A 20,841-nucleotide genomic window follows, 5' to 3' on the forward strand; every position below is an offset into this window, starting at 1 on the left:
TCTGTCCCGATAAAGTTCGGGATCAGGATAACACATTTGTTTATAGAATTATTTTCTATCGTACTGACAACAGTCTGGTAATTTCTGATAGATCGAATCAGAAGCCTTATGATTTTTTGTATCGTAACCCACAGCAGCAATCGCTTTTTCAACGGCATCAACATTGTTTGAACCCAATTCAAAATCTAAATTTAGGGTATGTGTCTCTCCGTTCCAATCGGCACGAACAACACCTTCAGTAGACATGGCAGCCTCTTCAATTATTGCTTTACACATATCACAATTCCCATTAACCCAAACAGAGGCTTTTTCCATACGGGAATATTGACAACATTCAGGCAATTCGGTATATACCTTATCGTCTGCACGCAAAGCACCTGCATCATAGCCCTTTTCGGTAATTGCTTTTTGCACTTTTTCAGGATTCACTTTTTTCGCATCGTAATGCATCGTAAGTTCCTTAGCTTCCTTATCCCAGACAGCATGAGCAACACCCTTCACTCCATAGGCAGCCATTTCAATATTCTCTTTACACATTTCACAAGCACCATTTACAAAAAACTTAGCCTCATCCAGACCTGACATCATTTTTTTAGTCTCTCCTCCATGATTATGACCTGCAGGAGCAGCTCCTCCAGCAGGATTCATCATACTTCGTAAACCAACCAGTTGAGCCGCAGCATCGATTTTAAATACACCATTGGTTGCAATTTCCTCACCTTCCTCTAAACCTTCCGAGATCACATAATAGGCACTTGCTTCTGGCCCTAAAACAACTTCGCGATAAAGAAATGAAGGTGATTCTCGATCGGCAATTTTCACATAAACCACTGATCGTTTCCCTGTCCACAAAACAGCAGACTTAGGCACCATGATCACACTGCTACTTTCAGCAATTTCAGATTCTAAAATGCCTTGAGCAAACATTTCTGGTTTTAATACCTGTTCCTTATTTGTGACTTCCAATCGAACTTTAGCCACACGGGTTTTCCCATTAATAAAAGGATCGATATAAGTCACCTTTGCCGTATAAGATTTCCCTGGCAAACTCTTCAGATAAAAACTCACCTTATCCCCCAATTTAATCCATGGCAAGTCACTCTCATAAGCATCAAACATCACCCAAACTTTTGAAAGATCAACGACTTTAAATAAAGCCTTACCTTCTTTCACATAGTCGCCCAAAGCAACGTGTCGCATGCTTACAGTTCCTGTAATAGGTGATAATATATTGAAATAAGCCTGAGGCTCTCCATTTTCTTCAATCGCTGCAATTTGCTTATCTGTTAAATCCCAAAGTTTCAACTTACCTTTAGCAGCAGTATATAAACCAGGACGACTTTCTTTAAAACTAATTGCCTCAAGCAGTTCTTTCTGAGCACTCAACAATGCCGGAGAATAGATACTTGCAAGTTTTTCTCCCTTACGGACATACTGCCCCGTATAATTAACAAAGAGCTTCTCGATACGGCCACCAAAACGGGCAGTTAGTTCTGAAATATTTCGCTCGTCAACCTGAACTTTTCCCTGAAGGTTGATTGTCTTTATTGGTGTTCCCTTTTCTACTCTTATTGTCTGAATAGAAGCTAACTTAGCTGCCGATTCCGACATTACAATTTCATTAGAATCCACATCATCACCACCCGATTGCATGCTTTTTAACGGAATTAAATCCATAGCACATATAGGACACAAGCCCGGTTTATCCTGCTTGATTTGTGGGTGCATAGAACAGGTCCAGATTTTTGGATGTGATGATGTGTTGATGTGTTGATGCGATGATTCGCTCACATCATGATTGCTGAGCGAAGTTGAAGCATGATTTGTTGATTTGCCAATGACAAAACCGACAATACTCCCAATCACAAGTATGACTGCAATCAGTTTTATATTCTGTTTCAGACTATTTATTATTTCTTTCATAACTTTTATATTCTGGTTTCTTCTTTGCTGAAGAAATTATTTTATTCAATAGCTTTTTAATTGAAAGCAGTTTGTCTTCTAATAAAGTCGATGGATTCGGATAAGTTTCACTGTGTTTCATTAAATCCATCCAATATTCTGTTTCGAGAGCTTCTTTATGTGCAATTTTTAATTTGTGTACAAAATCAGCTTTGCTCTCTGCACTTTGTGCTTCTTTTACATTTGCACCAATCGAAGTTCCTGCTTTCAATAATTGTTTAGCTACAACATATTTACGTTTAGTTTCTAAAACTTCACTCATTTCAATAATGAGCAATGCAAATTCAAAACTAATTTCTACTATTTCGTTTTAATGTGTCATGATTGTAATGTGTTTAAAATGAGAAAAAAGAATTATTAAATTAATCAATTTTATTTAATCAACTTATCCTCAAACCATCACATCACCGCATCAATTTCCCATTAGGTAGGAGATAAATGAAATAGCTGCTTGCTTGTCTGCTTTAGCTTTTTCTAATTCTAAATTATATTTCAAGACTTTGCGTTCCATTCTTAAGATTTCCTCGAAATTCTTATTCCCAGTCGCATAGTTCGTTTCTAATAGGCGTAAGGCTTTTCTGGCCAACTCGAGTTGTGAATGAAAAAGATGGATGCGCCTTTCGCCATCACAGTAATCTTTCCATCCCTTTTCAAATAGACTCTCAAGAATATTGCTTTTGTTATCCTGTTCAAGAGCTTTAGCTTTTTCCAGATAAACCACCTCTTTAACCAATGCCTTATACTTATTTCGATAAAGAGGAATGGTTAACCCTATTTTAGGAAAAACAAACGCATTGGTTCCAGCCAGATTCATATCACCTTTACCCGTTACGATATAGTCAAAGCCAATATTGATATTAGGATTTCCAGCCTTCCTGGCCACCTCTTTTTTGAAACTTAAAGCTTCTTGTTGAAAACTTAAGCTTAAAAGTTGGTGATTATTGCTTTGAATAGAATCTAGTATAGCCTCTTTGCTTAATGCCAAATCTGTACGCCATAATTCTTTTGGAAGCCAGATCTCTTTTTTACTTTCTGAGTTCAATAAATTATGAAACACCACCTCCAGAACAAACTGCTTATCCTTAAGCAAGGCCAGCTGGTTTTCTAAATCACCCATTTCAATCTCAATACGATAACCATCGAGTGCAGATACGAGCCCTGCCTCTAACTTAATCTCAGACACCTTTCTAAAAGATTGAAGAATTTCTATATTCTCGAGACTAATGGCAATGGCTTTTTTATTAAAATAGAGGTTGTAATAAGTGGTTCGAACCTCATGAAAGAGCTTAACCTTTGCTTCTTCAAAGGCTTCATATTTAGCCTTAGCAGCTTGAATGGCACTATTTTCTTTTGCCTTTAAAGTTCCAAACCATGGAAACATCTGAGAAGCAGAAAATTTAAACTCCTGTGGTCCCATTCTTGTTTCAATCGGCTTTATAAAATAAGCAAACGCCAATTGTGGATCTGGCAAGGCCTTTACCTGAGGAGCACGTTCCAATGCTGCCAAATAATCGTTGAACTTAGATTTAAGTCCGGGATTGTTTTCTGCAGCCTCTTCCAAATAGTCCCCAAGTTCGCTTTGTCCCAATCCTGTGATAGGAATCGCGATCAATAGAAAGAGATAGAAACAGATCGATATATATTGTTTTTGTATGTTCATGTCTATATATTTTAATGAAATCTATTCAGGCTTTGTTTTCAACTTAATTCGTAATTCCTAAATCGTCATTCTTAATTTTCCTCTCCTGCCACATGCTATAAAGGACTGGAACGACCAACATGGTTAACACCTCAATGGTCATACCTCCAAATAGAGGAATTGCCATCGGAATCATGATATCCGAACCTTTTCCTGTGGATGTTAATACAGGTAGAAGAGCGATAATCGTTGTAGCTGTCGTCATTATGGCTGGACGTACTCTTTTTGAACCCGCTTCGATAATCAGATCTCGAATTTCCTTTACTGATTTAGCTGGATTCTTATCCTGTAATTGCTTGATATAAGTACTAATCAAGACACCATCATCAGTTGCTACACCAAAGAGAGCGATAAAACCAACCCAAACGGCGACACTCAGATTAATGGTCTGTACCTGGAATAAGTCCCTAAAATTCATGCCTGCCAAAGAAAAATCTAAGAACCATGTCTGACCATATAACCAAAGCATGATAAATCCTCCTGAGAGCGCAACGATAATTCCTGTAAAGATCAATGAAGTCGAAACAACCGATCGGAACTGGAAGTACAGAATCAAAAAAATAATCATTAGCGATACAGGAACCACAATCATCAAACGTTTGGTCGCTCTTATCTGGTTCTCATAATTACCCGTAAAAACATAAGAGACTCCTGCTGGCAAGACAAATTCACCTGATTCAAGTTCTTTATCCAGATATTCCTGTGCATTCTCTACCACATCGATCTCAGCAAATCCATCTTTTTTATCGAAAATCACATAACCTACCAGGAAAGTATTTTCTGACTTGATCATTTGAGGGCCACGTACATAATGGAATGTAACTAAATCACCCAAAGGAATCTGAACACCTGTTGGTGTTGGAATCAGAATCTTCTTTAAAGCTTCAGGATTATCTCGGTATTCACGTGCATATCTCAACCTTACAGGAAAACGCTCACGACCTTCTACTGTCGATGTCAATTTCATCCCACCAATGGCAGAACTGATAACAGCTTGCAGATTCTTAATCGATAAACCATAGCGCGCAATAGCATCACGATCGATCTCCATTTCAAGATAGGGCTTACCTACAACTCTATCTGCAAAAACAGACATGCCATTTACACCCTCAACGAGTTTCAGCTGTTTTTCCAATTCGAAACCTACTTTCTCAATACTTTCCAAATCAGGTCCAAAAACCTTAATCCCCATAGGAGCTCGCATACCAGTTTGTAGCATCACCAATCGGGTTTGAATGGGTTGCAACTTAGGAGCTGAGGTCAGACCTGGTATCGTTGCATTGCTGATAATCTCATCCCAAATGTCATTGGGTGATTTGATTTTATCTCGCCACTGACGGAAATATTCACCGTTTTTATAAACAACTAAGTTTTCCTTAGCAACCAAACGGAATCCTTCTTCTTTGGGATTATAAACCGATCCATCCTTTAAAATAAAAGCTTCATCTCGATCTACTTTAAAACGCATCTTATGCCCATCTTCATTTAGAATGTATTCTGACTTGTAATTAATCACATTCTCGTACATAGAGGTTGGTGCTGGATCGAGTGCCGAATTCACACGTCCCCATTTACCGACTACGGATTCTACTTCAGGAATATTGTTTAATTTTTTATCAAGTATACGAATCACTTCCAAATTTTCTGCAATACCTGAGTGAGGCATCGTAGTAGGCATCAGCAAGAAAGAACCCTCATCCAAAGAAGGCATAAATTCTTTTCCAATACCTGGCAAACTTTCATCCAGACTCTGATAAAGAGACGTTTCCTTTGCAAAATTAGGTGCAAAACCAAACATCTTATCGAAGCCCTGCCAGCTGGTAATTCCAAATAGGACAATCAAAATTGGCAGACTCAAGAACTTCCATTTGTTATTTAAACACCAAGTCAAAATTCTTGAATAGAAATACACAAAGCTTGACATCAATCCTAAAATCAATGTAACAATTAGGATAACAAACGTGAAATTGGCAAACATGCTGTATTGCGCCCCCATGGGCATCCAGGCCTTTGTCAGAAAGAACACAATGACCACTATTGTGATGGCAACATTGATCACATTTACCCAATATTTCTGGCTTTCTTTCCATCTGTCAGCCATGAAGCTATTTAATCCATAGGCCGAAATCACAATGGCAATATAATAACCCGAAAAAATGGAAATGAGTACACCTGCAGCGATCAAAAAGATATTCCAGATTTTCTTATACTTATTTTTATCTACTCGAATTGAGAAAATTAAGTGAGCCAAAGTTGGGATAATAATCAATCCAATTAAAAGGGCTGCAAGCATGGTAAAGGTCTTTGTAAATGCAAGAGGTCTGAAGAGTTTCCCCTCGGCAGCCTCCATGGCAAATACAGGTAGAAAACTGACAATGGTAGTGGTAAGCGCCGTAATCACAGCACCCGCTACTTCAACAGTTCCTTCGTACACCACATTCAGTAAGCGCTTCCCCTTGGCTCCCAGGTTTTCAGGCAAGTCGATATGACGAATTATATTTTCTGTGAACACAATACCCACATCAACCATGACACCAATTGCAATAGCAATACCTGAAAGAGCTACAATATTAGCATCTACACCAAACTGACGCATGGTAATAAAGGTGATTAAAACCCCGAGAGGCAATAAAGAAGAGATCAAAAATGAAGCTCGAAGATTCATAACTAAAACGATCACAACCAGAATACTGATGAGTAGTTCAAGTGAAATTGCCTCTTCAAGGGTTCCAAGTGTTTCTTTAATGAGACCTGTCCGATCGTAAAAAGGTACTATCGTTACTTTCGAAACCGTTCCGTCTTCTAAAGTTTTTGAAGGTAAGCCAGGTGTAATTTCTGCAATTTTTGCTTTTAAATTATCAATCGCTTCTAGGGGGTTAGCTCCATATCGAGCAACAACCACACCACCAACGGCTTCTGCTCCACCTTTATCTAAGCCGCCACGACGAGTTGCCGGACCAAAATTGATTTTCGCCACATCTTTCAATCGAATAGGCACATTATCGCGCACCGCAACAACTGACTTCTCCAAGTCTTCAAGGCTCTTGATATAACCCAAGGCTCTCACTAAGTATTCAACCCGATTGAATTCAAGGGTACGAGCACCAACGTCAAGATTACTATTTTTTATAGCAGCCATAATCTGAGCCACATTCACCCCATGCGCTCTCATGGCATGTGGATCTATATCAATTTGATATTCCTTTACAAAACCGCCTATTGAAGCGACTTCTGCAACACCTTTTGCAGCTGTTAATGCATAACGAATTTGAAAGTCCTGAAGACTTCTCAACTCATGAGGATCCCAACCTCCTGCAGGATTACCGTCCTTATCTCGACCTTCAAGAGTATACCAATATATTTGCCCCAAAGCCGTGGCATCAGGGCCTAAAGCTGGAGCGACATCATCTGGTAGTGTACCCGATTGAAGCGAATTTAGTTTCTCTAAAATTCGTGTTCGACTCCAATAAAACTCCACTTCCTCATCAAATATGATATAGATACTTGATAGGCCAAAAATGGAGTTACTTCTAATGGTTTTTACACCAGGTATTCCCAATAGTGAAGTTGTTAAAGGATAAGATATCTGATCTTCAATATCCTGGGGCGAACGACCTGGCCATTCAGTATATACGATTTGTTGATTCTCTCCAATATCAGGAATAGCATCGACAGGAACTGGGTCTTTCGGTAAAATACCAGTATCCCATCCAAAAGGTGAATTGATAACACCCCATGAAATGAAAATAGTAAGTACCAAAAAAGTAACCAGTTTATTCTCAAGGAAAAAACGGATAAGTTTATTAAGCATAGTTATATTTTTATGACTTATTATACATTGTAATTTATGCAAAAAGAATGCAATATAACGCATTCATTCACATGATTATAATGTTTAAATCATAAACGATAGACTTGCAAATTGGAAAGGACAGTTTGAATTCTTAGCGGTGGAGGCTTATGGTAAGCAAGCTGCTCAATCTCTTCTGCGAAAGCAGGAACCAAAAGAAGTTCAATGAATGCCGGTAAAAAAGAAAAATCTTGTGTGAAATCAAAATTTATCATTTGGATCGTAAAATCATCCTCAACTTTCACCTTAATAATTTCATTGTGACAGGAGTCACAAGAATCACCACAACAAGAATCTGATGCGGTCACTAGCTGAACAGATTTCAGTTCACCACCACAATAATGTGCAGATACAGTCATTCCCATAGTGGTCACCAATACGAGCAGGGCTATAATAATATGACTGATCTTTTTCAACATTATATTTAGATTCTTTTTACAAATATAGCTTAAGATACTTAAATCAAGGGTTAATGAGATGTTAATTCTACTGAAATTATCAATCAAGAATTGATACTTAATCATAAAAAAACACCTTTAAAAACTCAATAAACTTCAAAAGAAATATAAGAATTTACAATATTCATACCCATAACAAATAAAACTAACACTTTAATAATCATCAAAACCAAATCTTCAATATTCTTGCATTTTACAGCTGTCCTAGATCTAAAGTTGCAATAAAATAGGTATGTTTAAAGTAGGAAAAAAAACGTTCACATTTAGCCTATGAAAATTCAATATACCGCCGCTAGTTCAAAATATCATTTTCCTGATACAACTGTGTCCAAATGGCAAAAATTAATTGATTTACTAAGCAAAACATTTAAGCTGCCATCAACTCTCATTATGGAACTAGATGGGGAATGGATGAAGGTGTTTGCAAGAAATGAAAACACACAAAATCCATATCAAATTGGATATCGTGAAAGCTTACATGGGCTGTATTGCACGACCGTTATAAATACCGGTAAAAAACTAAGTGTCCCCAATGCCTTAAAAGATCCAGATTGGATGAAGAATCCAGATATCAAACTGGGCATGATTGCCTATTTAGGCTTTCCTATATACCTACCTAACAAAGAACCATTTGGGACAATTTGTGTTTTAGACAACAAGGAAAATGTCTTTTCTAAAGATATTGAACAGCTTCTTTTACAAATAAAGAATATTATTGAATTGGACATTGCCAGTTTCCAAACCTTTGAAAGTAAAAGTCAGCTTTTGGAAGAGAATGCTCTGGAACAGATGCGGATTATTAATCAAACTAAAAAATCGTATCAAAAAATTAGTCGCGAATTAAAAAAAGAACAAGACTTACACCAAAATCTCAATAACAACAATAAGCAATTAAATCATAAACTTAAACAAAGTGAAATTAAATACACCACTCTTTTTTCTAAACTGAATTCTGGTGTCGTTCTTCTTTCTCCAATTTGTAGTCCTGATGGTAAACTGGTTGATGCCACTTATCTTGATATGAACCCTATGAATGAGAAACTATTGGGGATGGACAAAAAAATTCTAATTGGTAAAAATCTCATGTCATTTTTTCCAAAAACGGAACAAGCTTGGCTTGACACTTTTGAACCCGTTATTAACGAAGGGAAAACAATAAACATTGAGCTTTACAACAAAAACTTTGATCGTCATTTTTCAGTCAATGCATTTCCAATGGGCGATGGTTCCTTTTGCATCAACTATTTTGATATTTCAGATCAGATCCACTTGAGAGAGAAAATTGAAGAAAGTGAATTTCGCTACAAATCTTTTTACAATTCAATAGAAGCAGGCATTGCTATTTTTGAACCCATCTTCAATACATTAGGCAAACTAATAGATATCAGATATGTTGATATGAATCCTGTCAATGAAACCATAATAGATGCTAAATGTGAAGATTTAATTGGTAAAAGACATTCTGAATGTTTTCCTGATACACATGATGAATTTCTAGAATATTTTAAAGATGTTTTGACACATCATAAAGGGAAACGATTCGAGAAATATTATCCATACTCATCAAAATATTACTCAACTAATATTTTCCCTATCGACAAAGGACTCATTGCTTTCACCTGCTACGATATTACTGAAAGCGTTCAAGCCAAACAAGAGTTAGAAGCAAGTGAAAAGAGACACAAAGCCATATTTGAAAACAGCAGTTCATCAATGGTGTTGATTGATCCTGAAACAGGAACGATTCTTGACGCAAATAAAGCCGTCCTGGCCTATACTGGCTATTCCAAAGAGGAGTTTTTAGACATGGATCTGGGGCAGATCAGTCAATCAGGTGAAGAAGAATTAAAAAGACAGCTCAAACTGGCTCTTGATAATGAGAAAAATTATTATGAATTAAAATATCGCCTTGCATCCGGAGAAGTTAGAGATATAGAGGTTTATACCGGAAAGATTGAAGTGAAAGGAAAAGATGTTTTACATTCGGTTGTACATGATATTACGGATAAAAAAAATGCCTTTAAGGAGGTTCTAAAACTATCGAAAGCTGTTGAGCAAAGTCCTGTATCGGTTGTCATTACAGATCTTAATGGCAACATAGAATATTCGAACCCCCGAAACTGTGAACTGACGGGTTATACTGCTGACGAATTAATCAGTAAAAACCCACGAGTATTGAAATCGGGAAAATTATCAAAAGATGTTTATATAGATTTATGGAACACCATATTAGCAGGAGAAAAATGGGAAGGTGAATTCTATAATCGAAAAAAAGATGGCAGCTTTTATTGGGAGGTTGCCAGCATTGCTCCTATTACGAATGAAGAAGGTACTCCTATCAATTTTATCAAGATCGGTAAAGATATTACTAATCGAAAAATGATGGAGTTGGAACTCCGTAAATCTAAATTAGAGGCTGAGGAAAGTGATCGATTAAAAACAGCTTTCCTTGCAAATTTAAGTCATGAAGTCAGGACACCACTAAATGGAATAATTGGGTTTACGAATCTTATGATGAATGAGGATACGACAGCTGAAGTTAAACATGAATATGGAAATGTAATTCTAGAATCCGGAAATCAGCTAATGATGATCATAGACGATCTTGTAAAAATTGCTGAAATTGAAGCTGGAAAACTAAGTATTAAACAGACAGAATTTTTAATTATTGATCTTTTTAATGAGATACTTCAATTTTACAAACCTGAAATTGCTGACAAGGCATTGAAAATTAAAATTTCAAACACGTTTAATATTGCCTGTCAGATTAAAAGCGATCATAAAAGAATTCGTCAGATTATGGACAACTTGATTAAGAATGCCATTAAGTTTACAAATAAAGGTGAAATAACACTTGGTGCCCAATGCCACAAAACGCATGTATTGTTCTCGATAAAAGATACTGGGATTGGGATTTCAAAGACACATCAAAAGGTTATTTTTAATCGTTTTAGGCAAATAGAAAATCATAACACAAGACTTTATGGAGGTAATGGTTTGGGGCTATCTATATCAAAAGAAATTGTGGAATTAATGGGAGGTGAGCTCTGGGTGGAATCTGAAGAAGGAAAAGGATCAACATTTAATTTTACAATCCCCATATAAAAATGTAAAATGACAAGTATGGCCTAGATAAAAACATGTCTCAGATCTAAACTATGAAGAAGTCTACTATGAATTGGACCATGCAATAGTCTATTTTATCTTGTATATATTCCCCTACAACAATTTTAATTTTCTATTCCATCTTTTTTTATTCTATTTGTTATAAGTCAAAAATCAAAAAATATGTCATGACCTTCCATTCAGACTTGCGCAATAGAATACAAAATGAATACACAGCCCAATGGATGAATTGTCCTGATCATTTCCCTGAGTCTAAAAGGCAGTTCTCATATTTAGAAAAGCGAATTTGGGAAATCAAGTTCAATCACTTTTTACGATTAATAAAAAAGGAATTTAAGCTTCATCATCCCAATAAAACGAAAATACTGGATCGATCTAAGGCCTTTTTTGAAGAAAATTTGGCTTATCCTCATGAGCAACTCACAATGATCTTCTCTGCTGAGATGCTTAATGCCACAAAAGACTTTATTCGAAAAGCTTGGACCTTTGATTCAGAATTAAGTCAGATTGAAATCTTCCAAGCCCTACGTAATGTATGGGTCATGCTTGGTTTGCAATCCTTTTTCGGGAAAGAAATCAAAATTACAGCTTCACTTCTCGCCTATAGTCTACTTTATCCTTACACCGACAATTTAATTGATACCCCAACGATTAGTAAGAATGAAAAGCTGGATTTCTGCGATCGCTTTGCACTCAGATTAAATGGCAAACATGTCGATGCTAAATCTTCGATAGAAAGTCGAATCTTCGATTTGGTTGCGATGATAGAAAGTGAGTTTGAACGAAAAACACATCCTGAGCTATTCGAAAGCCTTCTTGCTATTCATCATGCTCAAACTCAAAGCTTAAAACTGGTCAGTACAAAAACAGAACTATCAGAAGATGAACGTTTTCAAATCTGCATAGAAAAGGGAGCCACCTCGGTTATTGCTGATGGCTTTTTGGTTATGGGTCATCTGGATGAAAAGCAGTACCATTTTCTCTACGAATATGGTGCCTATCTTCAAATTTTAGATGATTTACAAGATGCCCGAGATGATTATGAAGAAGGTATCATGACCTATTTTTCTAAAAACATATCACAAAGCCAGTTAGACCACTTACTTTGTAAAACGTATTATATGGGAAAATCATTCTATCAGAATATAGAGAAATGGTATCCTAATGAACTTTCGTTTAAAGACCTTATCCAGCGTAGTTTTAGTTTCCTTCTTTTGGCTTCAGTCTATCAGAATCAAGCCGATTTTAGTGATGTTTTTGTTCAAAACATTGAAAAACACGCCCCATTCCGCTTTTCTTTTCTTCAAAAGAAAAAAGTAGAACTGGACCCGCTTCGTCATTACCTATTAGAGAAGGTCGAAGCATATAAAGCCAAGGAATTTGCACACTAATTCATCTAAAGGCTTCTGAACTTCAGCTTCAGATTTCTATCGTACATGATAATACTACCAGCGACGGATACATTAACACTCAATCGCGTATCAAACTTTACCAAATGATGTGACTTATCGATAGCATTCTTAGTTAAACCATTATCCTCAGCACCCAATAAATAAACACAACGACGCGGGTGCTTAAATTCTTCTAAAGTAACCGCCTTTTCATCGAGCTCAACCCCAACCAGTACGGCTCCCTTTGGTAAATGATGATAAAAATCCTCGAAATTTTCGTAATGAAAATAAGGCATGGCTCCTACAGCCTTGTGGGTATCGCAAGCCTGCTTGGCGTAACGCTTCCCAACTGTAAATATAAAGCTGGCACCCATATTCTGAGCCGATCGCCAAAGCACACCCAAATTCTCAGGTGTTTTTCCATTCTGTATGCCTATGCCAAAAAATCCTTGCTCTAGAGTATCTATCATCGCCTTGTAATATATCTTAAATGGTGGCGCAAATATATAGCTATTCATGCATTGAGCAAATAATAAAAGCTGCACTTTTCAGTACAGCTTTATCCACTAATTACAATACATTATATATTACAGTTTTTTGGTACGATATAAGTAGTTATAATCTCTTAGTAGGCATACAAAAAACAAATCTGGTTTCATCTGAGTTACAATATCTAACTGTTCCATCACTCTTTTACGGGCACGTAATCCAAATTGAACTTTCTCTATTGGGTCATCAAGACTTGCCAGTTGTGTTATAACTTTTCTAATCAGACGCAAATCTTTTTCTGTTAATCGACTTGCCTCTGGAAAACTCAACTCATAATCTTCTGGCAGCTTCTCGAGTATTGTATTCTCCAATTGAATTTTCTTTCCAATACGAATGACACACGTTTCAGCAAGCAAATCACCCAAACGTTGCCCTTTTCCACCTATTACAACTGTTAGTATAGCACAGATATAAGAAGTTAACAACATATCAACCAAACGAAACAGCCATCGAACAAAATAATGACTGAATCTAGGAGCACCACCATCAATTCGACTTACCTTAATTTTCATGACTTTTTTTCCTGGACTTTGTCCATCCATAAAGGTTTCAAATAGCAAGGAATAAAACATGGGAATAATGAAAAATACATATAAAATTGGTGACGGACCTCCAGTAGAACCAACAATAAATGCCAATACCATATATAAAACAAACAAAAATAACCCATCTAGTAAGGATGCTACAATTCTTTCTCCTACGCTCGCAACCTTATAACTTATCTGTACGTTTTGAGAAGTTTCTACTCTTATGTTTTCCATTCTAATAATATTTTTTACTTTTGCTAAGATAGTTATCATAAAGAAAAATCAAAGCAAATATTCTTTCTTATCCTGAAATAAAAGAATAAAACTCTTGATTTCAAGCCTTTATAATAGCACATAAAAAAAAAATCTTTTTTTATGATAATGGGAGAGCTAATACAAATTAAGACAGTATGAAGGAAGTTGTGTTTTTAGATAACAACGCTAATCGATGGAAAACGTTTGAAGAAATGTTAAACTCTCCAAAGAAAATGGAGAGTGATAATATAGCTGACTTGTACATCCAACTTACCGATGATCTATCATATGCCCAAACCTACTATCCTGAATCTGAAACAACTATCTATCTGAATCAGCTTTCAGCTAGAGTTCATCAGCATATATACAAAAATAAGAAAATGAAAACCGGGCGCCTCAAAACGTTCTGGACAAGAGAATTGCCTTTAATCATGTACGATGCAAGAAAACAGCTGCTTTACGCCTTCTTAATCTTTGTTGTATCTATGCTTATAGGTATTATTTCTGCCAAAAATGATTTGAATTTTGTTCGCATCATCATGGGAGATAACTACGTCAACATGACACTCGACAACATTAAGAAGGGAGATCCTTTAGCGGTTTACAAACAAAGTGGAGAAACACTGATGTTTCTTCAAATTACAATTAATAATGTAAAAGTCGCCTTTATCGCATTTCTCTTTGGCATATTCACAGCATTTGGAACCGGTTTTATGCTCTTTAAAAATGGGGTGATGTTAGGCAGTTTTCAATATTTTTTCGTTCAACACGATCTATTTTGGGAATCAACTCGTGTTATCTGGATACATGGCGCTCTCGAAATATCAGCAATCATTTTAGCCGGTTGTGCGGGTATGGTTATGGGCAACAGTTTAATTTTCACCAAAACCCTTCCTCGTAAAACATCACTTAATATCGGTGTAAAAAAAGGATTAAAAATAGTCGTCGGAACCGTCCCTCTATTTATAGTGGCTGGCTTTCTTGAAGGCTTTGTTACGCGACATACCGAAATGCCAATTATTATAAGTTGGATCATCATTCTACTTTCTTTTGCATTTATAATTTGGTATTTTATTTTATACCCCTACCAATTAATAAAAGCAGACCAAAAGCTGCTAACCACTGAAAACTAATTTTACTATCTATTAAAACTTAATTTATGAACGAAAACTATCTTAATCTGCATGAGAAACGTGAATTTGGTGATGTTATAAGCGCTATATTCTTGTTTCTAAAGCAAAATCTTGGACGTATTTTTAAAATTTTAATCATTTATGTTGCTCCTTTCGCACTATTATATGGCATCAGCTCTTCTATAGGAAGCTATAAGATTTTATCATCAATAGGAAATGGGAATGCTCTTGATCCATTCGCAAATTTCAACTCTGCTATCCTATTGAGTTACGTTTTTATGTTTTTATCATATACCATGGTATATGGTGTGATTTTGGAGTATATGAAATTATACCAAGCAGAAGGACCTCAATTCAATTTATCACGCGTAGGAACAGAATTGATGAAGGATACGCGTAAAATTTTATGGACCAGTTTTATTGTAGGTTTGCTAACAGTTGTAGGCTTTATATTTTTCCTAATACCTGGTATTTTCCTAGGTGTCTGCTTTAGTTTGGTATTATCGATACGTATTTTCGAAAATATATCTTTAGGCGATGCTTTAGGTCGTAGTTTTAAACTTATTAAGAATAATTGGTGGTGGACATTTTTGATTCTGTTTATCGTTGGTTTAATTGCTGGTGTACTACAAATGGTTTTTGGAATTCCTGTAACAATTTACCAAGGTATTTCTGCTCTGCATATGACGCAAAACGGAGGCATGGAACTTAACCAGCCTTTAATGATATTGCTTTATACAATAGCATCACTCGGAACAGTAATGCTTCAAACACTCCCTATAATGGGCATAGCATTCCAATACTTTAACCTAGTGGAAGAAAAAGAGAGTGCCAATCTTCTAAAAGAGCTTGAAACCATAGGTGGAAATGAATAATAACTTTCGATACATATTATTAGTATTCTGGTTCCTCTTAACTGCAGGAACTGGAATTACTTTTGCACAACAAAATCAATCTGCTGATACTCTGAGTTTCGATCATGGACAAGAACCAATCTGGAAGAAGGAGATTGGTCATGGGCTTATTGAGGAATATCGTCAGATGCCAGAATATATCTACGATTTGGATCCTGTAGAACAGGAAACACCTTGGCAACGATTTAAAAGGTGGTTTTCCCGACTCATTTCAAGCTTTACAAAAACGCTTAGTTTTCTATGGTTTCTACGTTATGTTTTGATAGGTGGTTTGTTTGTTTTCTTCATCGTTGTGCTTATGAGAGGTTCCTTAACGGGATTGTTTCGCCCCGATAAAGCTGTATTACCAATGTCTTATAGTTTAAGCGAAGATCCAACTCAAACCGATTGGGAAAAAATGATTACCGAAGCTCTTGGAAATAAAGCATACCGCCAAGCTACTCGATTTCATTTTCTACAAATACTGAAACTACTTAACGATTCAGGCTGGATCCATTGGAAACTGGAAAAAACCAACCGTGATTACCAATATGAAATCAAAGACCAAGATCTTAATCAACATTTCAAGGATCTGACTCGCCTTTACGAAGCGGTTTGGTATGGCAATTTCCCCATTTTAGAAGGTGATTTTATTCAAATTCAAGATGATTTTACCGATATGAAAAAAGTCATGCAAAATAAGGATAAACCAGTTGCTTCGGCATAAAATCAGAAATTTCACTTTCGCTCATAAACCAGAAAAACGGGCTAATTTAATCATACAATAACTATTACCAATCCACAGAAATATGAAGCTTCACTTCTCCAGAAACATGATTCCTGCATTAATACTGCTTATACTAGTTGTATTACTGGAGCTTTTTGGCCCTAAACCTATAGATTGGACACCTAATTTTAATAAAGACGACAAAAGGCCTTTTGGAGACAAAATTCTAGTTGAACTCATCGAAAAAGATTTATTCCCTCAACAAGAAATTGAAACACGGTACGTGCCCATCTATAACTATTCCGCAAAGGATAGTCTTAATGCAGGTAAAAACTACATCTATATCACAAAAAATCTGACTCTAGCCCCTTGGGATGGTAAAAGATTACTTCATATGGCTGAAATAGGTAATCAGATTTTTATAGCTGCCGACTATATTGGTGATTACCTTGCTGATACTCTTAAACTGAGGATAGAAGATAACTTGAATTGGAAAAATATTTCAGGACTTAAAGAGCAAAGCCAACATTTTGAGCGCTCAGAATTCAAAAACAAACAGACTTATTTATATAAAAAAGGACATGGACGAAGCCAAATTTTAGGCTTTCCGAAAGAAAAAGTTGTCGTTTTGGGGCGAGACGATAATAACAACATTCAGTTTATTAAAATTCCTTTTGGAAAAGGGAATATATTTTACCACACTCAACCACTAGCATTTACAAACTACAATTTACTCCTAAATAGAAATGCAGAATTGGTTTATAAAGCTTTTAGCTATCTGCCCCAACAAACAACAATTTGGGATGAATATTACAAACCTCTATCCGAAAATGCTGACCAATCTCCTCTATCCTATATCCTTAGTAGCCCTCCCATAAAACTGGCCTACTATATACTTATTATTAGCTTGATTCTGTTTATGTATTTCGATGGCAAACGTCAACAACGAAGCATACCCATAATCAAGCCGCTTCGTAACAGTAGTCTGGACTTTCTTCATACCGTGGGACGTCTCTATTATAATAGAAAGAATCATAAGGATATTGCACAAAAAAAGTTTCTGCATTTAAAGGAATACTTACGCAGCAAGTATCATATTGAACTGCATGGTGAGAAAGAAAAATACCTGCATCAACTCAGTTTGCGCTCAAACATATCAGAACGAACTCTGATTTTACTGTTTGAACAAGCCGAATTGCTATTAAAAAATGAACAAATTAATGACGAGGATCTTGAAAACTTCCACGCCAAAATAGAATATATTTACGAAAATTGTCAATAAGATTAAACCACATAACCAATGGAAAGTAAAACCCTATTTCAAAATAGAATCGACCTTGAGGATCTAAACCAAAAAGTTAATCAGATAAAAAAAGAGATTGGAAAAGTAATCATAGGTCAGGAGAAAATGCTAGACCTTTTAATGGTATGCCTTCTTTCCAAAGGACATGTCCTGATTGAAGGTGTGCCAGGAGTGGCAAAAACACTTAGTGCAAAATTGATGGCAAAATGTGTTTCTGCCGATTTTTCACGTCTTCAATTCACCCCCGACCTAATGCCTTCCGATGTTTTAGGAACCACAGTATTCAATATGGCCAAATCGGAATTTGAATTCAATAAAGGTCCTATTTTCTCAAATATTGTCCTAATTGATGAGATCAACCGTGCCCCTGCTAAAACACAGGCAGCTTTATTTGAAGTTATGCAGGAGAATCAGGTTAGTATGGATGGAACAACCTATCAATTGGAGGATCCATTCTGGGTTCTAGCAACTCAAAACCCAATCGATCAGGAAGGAACTTATCGCCTTCCTGAAGCACAACTTGATCGATTTCTGATGAAAATCGAAGTGGGTTACCCAAGTCTTGAAGAAGAGTTGGAGATTCTCAACACCAAACACAATAGAAGAGGAAAATGTGATATGGAAGAAATCAGTTCTCTAATCAGTGTAAACGAGATATGCAATTTTAGAAATCGCATACAGGCATTGCATATTGATGAGAACCTTCGCAAATACATCGCAACGATTGTTCACAAAACTAGGAATCATCCAGCTCTGCTTTTAGGTGCATCACCTCGTGCTTCTCTTGCTGTAATGATTGCTTCAAAAGCTTTTGCTGCCATACAGGGACGCGATTTTGTAACTCCAGAAGATATACTTGAAATAGCTATACCATGTCTGCATCACCGCCTAATTCTAACTCCGGAAAAGGAAATGGAAGGTGTGAGTTCTGCTCAGGTCATGTCTCATATTATCGAAGGTATTGAAGTTCCTCGTTAGTATTAAAGACCAATTTAGATTTGCCCATGGGCTAATTCATTATCATGGATTTATCAATTTTGAGGTCCCTTATATATTATAAGGGTAATAAAATATTAAAGGCCAACTAATTCAAATTGAAAAAGAGCTTCACCTCTATTTCATTATAGCATACAAAAAAAGCAGATGAATTTCATCAAATCGCTATATCTAACCGAACGGTTCTATATGAGTATGATCGGCATTGTCGTTCTAGCTCTACTTGGGCATTTTATCCCAATACTTTTCCCATTTGCTAAAATCAGTCTTCTCTTGTTTTTAGCATTAGTTGTTGTGGATAGTTTAATGCTATATCGTAGCAAAAAAGGACTATCCGGGAAGAGAATTTGCCCTGAAAAACTATCAAATGGAGATGAAAACCCAATTGATATAAATATTGAGAACAACTACCCCTTTACTGCAAAAATAAAGGTCATAGATGAAGTACCCCCTCAGTTTCAAATGAGGGATTTTGAATCGAATATCAGCTTAAAAGCAGGACATGTAAAAACCATTAGCTATAACCTTCGACCAGTAGAAAGAGGGGAATATCAATTTGGACATATCAATTTATTTGCTGCGACACCATTGGGTTTACTACAACGTAGATATCAGGAAGAAAAAAAGAGAACCCTACCTGTTTACCCATCCTTTATGCAAATGCGACAATATGAACTTTTAGCGATTTCGAATAGATTAAGTGAAGTCGGGGTAAAAAAAGTTCGCCGAATTGGGCATCAAATGGAATTCGATCAGATACGAGAATACGTTAGAGGTGATGATTACCGAACCATCAACTGGAAAGCTACAGCTCGAAAAAGCCAGTTAATGGTGAATCAGTATCAGGATGAAAAATCACAACCCGTGTACTCAATTATAGACATGGGCCGATCAATGAAAATGCCTTTTAATGGCCTATCTCTATTGGACTACGCCATTAATGCCAGTTTGGTTATCTCAAACTCAGCCAGTTTAAAACAGGACAAAACAGGATTGATAACCTTCAACAAGGCGATTGAAGCTATTGTACCAGCAAACAACCAGCGTACCCATATTCTAAAAATTATGGAAGTACTTTACAATCAGAAAACGTCCTATTCTGAACCCAATTTCGAGTTGTTACATGCTACCATTCGTCATCGTATACCGCAACGCAGTCTATTAATCCTGTTCACCAATTTTGAAAGTTTAGAATCGATGAAACGACAACTCCCTTACCTTACAGCTTTATCGCGTCATCATCTTCTTGTCGTTGTATTCTTCTCTAATTCAGAGATTAAAGAATTGATCAAAAAACCAGCTAAAACACAAGAAGAAATCTATATCAAAACCATTGGTGAAAAATTCATCTACGACAAAAAACAAATTGTAAAAGAACTGGAAAAATATGGTATTCATTCTTTATTGAGCGATCCAGAAAATGTTACGATAAATACCCTCAATAAATATCTGGAATTGAAAGCCAGAGGACTTATTTAATAATTTGTGAAATATAAGATACAAAGAAAGCTGTTCGTTTAAGAACAGCTTTTTCTACTTATAATACCTGATGTATCCTATAATAAAAAACAAAGCAAACTTACATTCTAATAATGAATTATTGAATCAAATTCTCAGAAGGAACAGTTAATTCAACCAAGAATTATTATCTCTTTCATAGCCTATACTCGACTCATATCCATGACCGGGATAAATTAAAGTGCTACCTGGAAGAACCATCAATTGGGTTTTGATACTTGTCAGCTCCATTTGCGTGTATTTTTCATCACCTTTATCGGTTCTACCTGGTGTGCTGCCTATTCCCTCTCTTTGTAAGGTGTCTCCTGTAATCAGAATATCGGCTATATGCAAAGCAATACTGCCTTGTGTATGCCCAGGAATGTGATAGACTTTTATATTGGCAAACCCCTCTATACTCGGAATCGCGTTTTCATAGAAAAATGAGATTGCATTCTTATCCCGATACATATAG

General features: G+C 36.2%; 16 protein-coding genes. 8 read left to right on the forward strand and 8 right to left on the reverse strand.

Annotated elements, in window-relative coordinates:
- Positions 1-48 precede the first annotated feature (48 nt).
- From DWB61_RS08100 to DWB61_RS08120, 5 genes are all read right to left on the reverse strand, one after another.
- Complete coding sequence (locus DWB61_RS08100) at positions 49-1,923, reverse strand: efflux RND transporter periplasmic adaptor subunit (RefSeq protein WP_125030397.1); 1,875 nt, start codon at positions 1,921-1,923, stop codon at positions 49-51.
- A complete protein-coding gene (locus DWB61_RS08105; protein ID WP_225423365.1) occupies positions 1,904-2,266 on the reverse strand; it encodes a four helix bundle protein in 363 nt (120 codons plus the stop codon). The genes DWB61_RS08100 and DWB61_RS08105 overlap by 20 nt, the downstream gene beginning before the upstream one ends.
- A gap of 108 nt (positions 2,267-2,374) precedes the next feature.
- Positions 2,375-3,622, reverse strand: coding sequence for a TolC family protein (locus DWB61_RS08110; RefSeq protein ID WP_125030398.1), 1,248 nt, complete (start codon positions 3,620-3,622; stop codon positions 2,375-2,377).
- 43 nt (positions 3,623-3,665) lie between these two features.
- Positions 3,666-7,472: an efflux RND transporter permease subunit gene (locus tag DWB61_RS08115; RefSeq protein WP_125030399.1), complete on the reverse strand. Its 3,807-nt coding sequence runs from the start codon at positions 7,470-7,472 to the stop codon at positions 3,666-3,668.
- 89 nt (positions 7,473-7,561) lie between these two features.
- A complete protein-coding gene (locus tag DWB61_RS08120; RefSeq protein WP_125030400.1) occupies positions 7,562-8,035 on the reverse strand; it encodes an HYC_CC_PP family protein in 474 nt (157 codons plus the stop codon).
- A 204-nt stretch (positions 8,036-8,239) separates the two neighbouring features.
- Here DWB61_RS08120 and DWB61_RS08125 point away from each other — a divergent pair, with 204 nt between their 5' ends.
- Both DWB61_RS08125 and DWB61_RS08130 read left to right on the forward strand, forming a co-directional pair.
- Positions 8,240-11,074, forward strand: coding sequence for a PAS domain S-box protein (locus DWB61_RS08125; RefSeq protein WP_125030401.1), 2,835 nt, complete (start codon positions 8,240-8,242; stop codon positions 11,072-11,074).
- Positions 11,075-11,262: 188 nt separating this feature from the next.
- Positions 11,263-12,486: a class 1 isoprenoid biosynthesis enzyme gene (locus tag DWB61_RS08130; RefSeq protein ID WP_125030402.1), complete on the forward strand. Its 1,224-nt coding sequence runs from the start codon at positions 11,263-11,265 to the stop codon at positions 12,484-12,486.
- A gap of 5 nt (positions 12,487-12,491) precedes the next feature.
- On the opposite strand, the gene DWB61_RS08135 is transcribed toward DWB61_RS08130, so the two are convergent.
- On the reverse strand, positions 12,492-13,004 hold the full coding sequence (locus DWB61_RS08135; RefSeq protein WP_197091164.1) for an RNA methyltransferase: 513 nt from the start codon (positions 13,002-13,004) through the stop codon (positions 12,492-12,494).
- 69 nt (positions 13,005-13,073) lie between these two features.
- Positions 13,074-13,796 (reverse strand): RDD family protein, encoded by a 723-nt coding sequence (locus tag DWB61_RS08140; protein WP_158614383.1) that lies wholly within the window; start codon positions 13,794-13,796, stop codon positions 13,074-13,076.
- 176 nt (positions 13,797-13,972) lie between these two features.
- On the opposite strand from DWB61_RS08140, the gene DWB61_RS08145 reads away from it, so the two are divergent.
- From DWB61_RS08145 to DWB61_RS08170, 6 genes are all read left to right on the forward strand, one after another.
- The gene (locus DWB61_RS08145) at positions 13,973-14,950 is read left to right on the forward strand and encodes a stage II sporulation protein M (RefSeq protein ID WP_125030404.1); all 978 of its coding nucleotides are present in this window, start codon (positions 13,973-13,975) and stop codon (positions 14,948-14,950) included.
- A 26-nt stretch (positions 14,951-14,976) separates the two neighbouring features.
- Positions 14,977-15,825 (forward strand): hypothetical protein, encoded by an 849-nt coding sequence (locus DWB61_RS08150; protein WP_125030405.1) that lies wholly within the window; start codon positions 14,977-14,979, stop codon positions 15,823-15,825.
- Complete coding sequence (locus DWB61_RS08155; RefSeq protein WP_125030406.1) at positions 15,818-16,570, forward strand: DUF4129 domain-containing protein; 753 nt, start codon at positions 15,818-15,820, stop codon at positions 16,568-16,570. Before DWB61_RS08150 ends, DWB61_RS08155 begins: the two co-directional genes overlap by 8 nt.
- Before the next feature lie 82 nt (positions 16,571-16,652).
- Positions 16,653-17,852, forward strand: a complete 1,200-nt coding sequence (locus DWB61_RS08160) for a DUF4350 domain-containing protein (RefSeq protein WP_125030407.1) — start codon at positions 16,653-16,655, stop codon at positions 17,850-17,852.
- An 18-nt stretch (positions 17,853-17,870) separates the two neighbouring features.
- Positions 17,871-18,851: an AAA family ATPase gene (locus tag DWB61_RS08165; protein ID WP_125030408.1), complete on the forward strand. Its 981-nt coding sequence runs from the start codon at positions 17,871-17,873 to the stop codon at positions 18,849-18,851.
- Positions 18,852-19,016: 165 nt separating this feature from the next.
- The gene (locus DWB61_RS08170; protein ID WP_125030409.1) at positions 19,017-20,348 is read left to right on the forward strand and encodes a DUF58 domain-containing protein; all 1,332 of its coding nucleotides are present in this window, start codon (positions 19,017-19,019) and stop codon (positions 20,346-20,348) included.
- Between the two features lie 147 nt (positions 20,349-20,495).
- Here DWB61_RS08170 and DWB61_RS08175 read toward each other — a convergent pair whose 3' ends face one another.
- Positions 20,496-20,837: an MBL fold metallo-hydrolase gene (locus DWB61_RS08175; RefSeq protein WP_125030410.1), complete on the reverse strand. Its 342-nt coding sequence runs from the start codon at positions 20,835-20,837 to the stop codon at positions 20,496-20,498.
- Positions 20,838-20,841 lie beyond the last annotated feature (4 nt).

It is taken from the genome of Ancylomarina euxina, from assembly GCF_003863355.1.
Taxonomy (GTDB): Bacteria; Bacteroidota; Bacteroidia; order Bacteroidales; family Marinifilaceae; genus Ancylomarina; species Ancylomarina euxinus.

What these genes read in the sequence shown, in the direction of transcription:
- DWB61_RS08110 (WP_125030398.1), bottom strand. Translation starts at nt 3,622, where the DNA reads ATGAACATACAAAAACAATATATATCGATCTGTTTCTATCTCTTTCTA.
- DWB61_RS08150 (WP_125030405.1), top strand. Translation starts at nt 14,977, where the DNA reads ATGAACGAAAACTATCTTAATCTGCATGAGAAACGTGAATTTGGTGAT.
- DWB61_RS08145 (WP_125030404.1), top strand. Translation starts at nt 13,973, where the DNA reads ATGAAGGAAGTTGTGTTTTTAGATAACAACGCTAATCGATGGAAAACG.
- DWB61_RS08165 (WP_125030408.1), top strand. Translation starts at nt 17,871, where the DNA reads ATGGAAAGTAAAACCCTATTTCAAAATAGAATCGACCTTGAGGATCTA.
- DWB61_RS08125 (WP_125030401.1), top strand. Translation starts at nt 8,240, where the DNA reads ATGAAAATTCAATATACCGCCGCTAGTTCAAAATATCATTTTCCTGAT.
- DWB61_RS08130 (WP_125030402.1), top strand. Translation starts at nt 11,263, where the DNA reads ATGACCTTCCATTCAGACTTGCGCAATAGAATACAAAATGAATACACA.
- DWB61_RS08140 (WP_158614383.1), bottom strand. Translation starts at nt 13,796, where the DNA reads ATGGAAAACATAAGAGTAGAAACTTCTCAAAACGTACAGATAAGTTAT.
- DWB61_RS08175 (WP_125030410.1), bottom strand. Translation starts at nt 20,837, where the DNA reads ATGTATCGGGATAAGAATGCAATCTCATTTTTCTATGAAAACGCGATT.
- DWB61_RS08155 (WP_125030406.1), top strand. Translation starts at nt 15,818, where the DNA reads ATGAATAATAACTTTCGATACATATTATTAGTATTCTGGTTCCTCTTA.
- DWB61_RS08160 (WP_125030407.1), top strand. Translation starts at nt 16,653, where the DNA reads ATGAAGCTTCACTTCTCCAGAAACATGATTCCTGCATTAATACTGCTT.
- DWB61_RS08120 (WP_125030400.1), bottom strand. Translation starts at nt 8,035, where the DNA reads ATGATTAAGTATCAATTCTTGATTGATAATTTCAGTAGAATTAACATC.
- DWB61_RS08170 (WP_125030409.1), top strand. Translation starts at nt 19,017, where the DNA reads ATGAATTTCATCAAATCGCTATATCTAACCGAACGGTTCTATATGAGT.
- DWB61_RS08100 (WP_125030397.1), bottom strand. Translation starts at nt 1,923, where the DNA reads ATGAAAGAAATAATAAATAGTCTGAAACAGAATATAAAACTGATTGCA.
- DWB61_RS08115 (WP_125030399.1), bottom strand. Translation starts at nt 7,472, where the DNA reads ATGCTTAATAAACTTATCCGTTTTTTCCTTGAGAATAAACTGGTTACT.
- DWB61_RS08135 (WP_197091164.1), bottom strand. Translation starts at nt 13,004, where the DNA reads ATGAATAGCTATATATTTGCGCCACCATTTAAGATATATTACAAGGCG.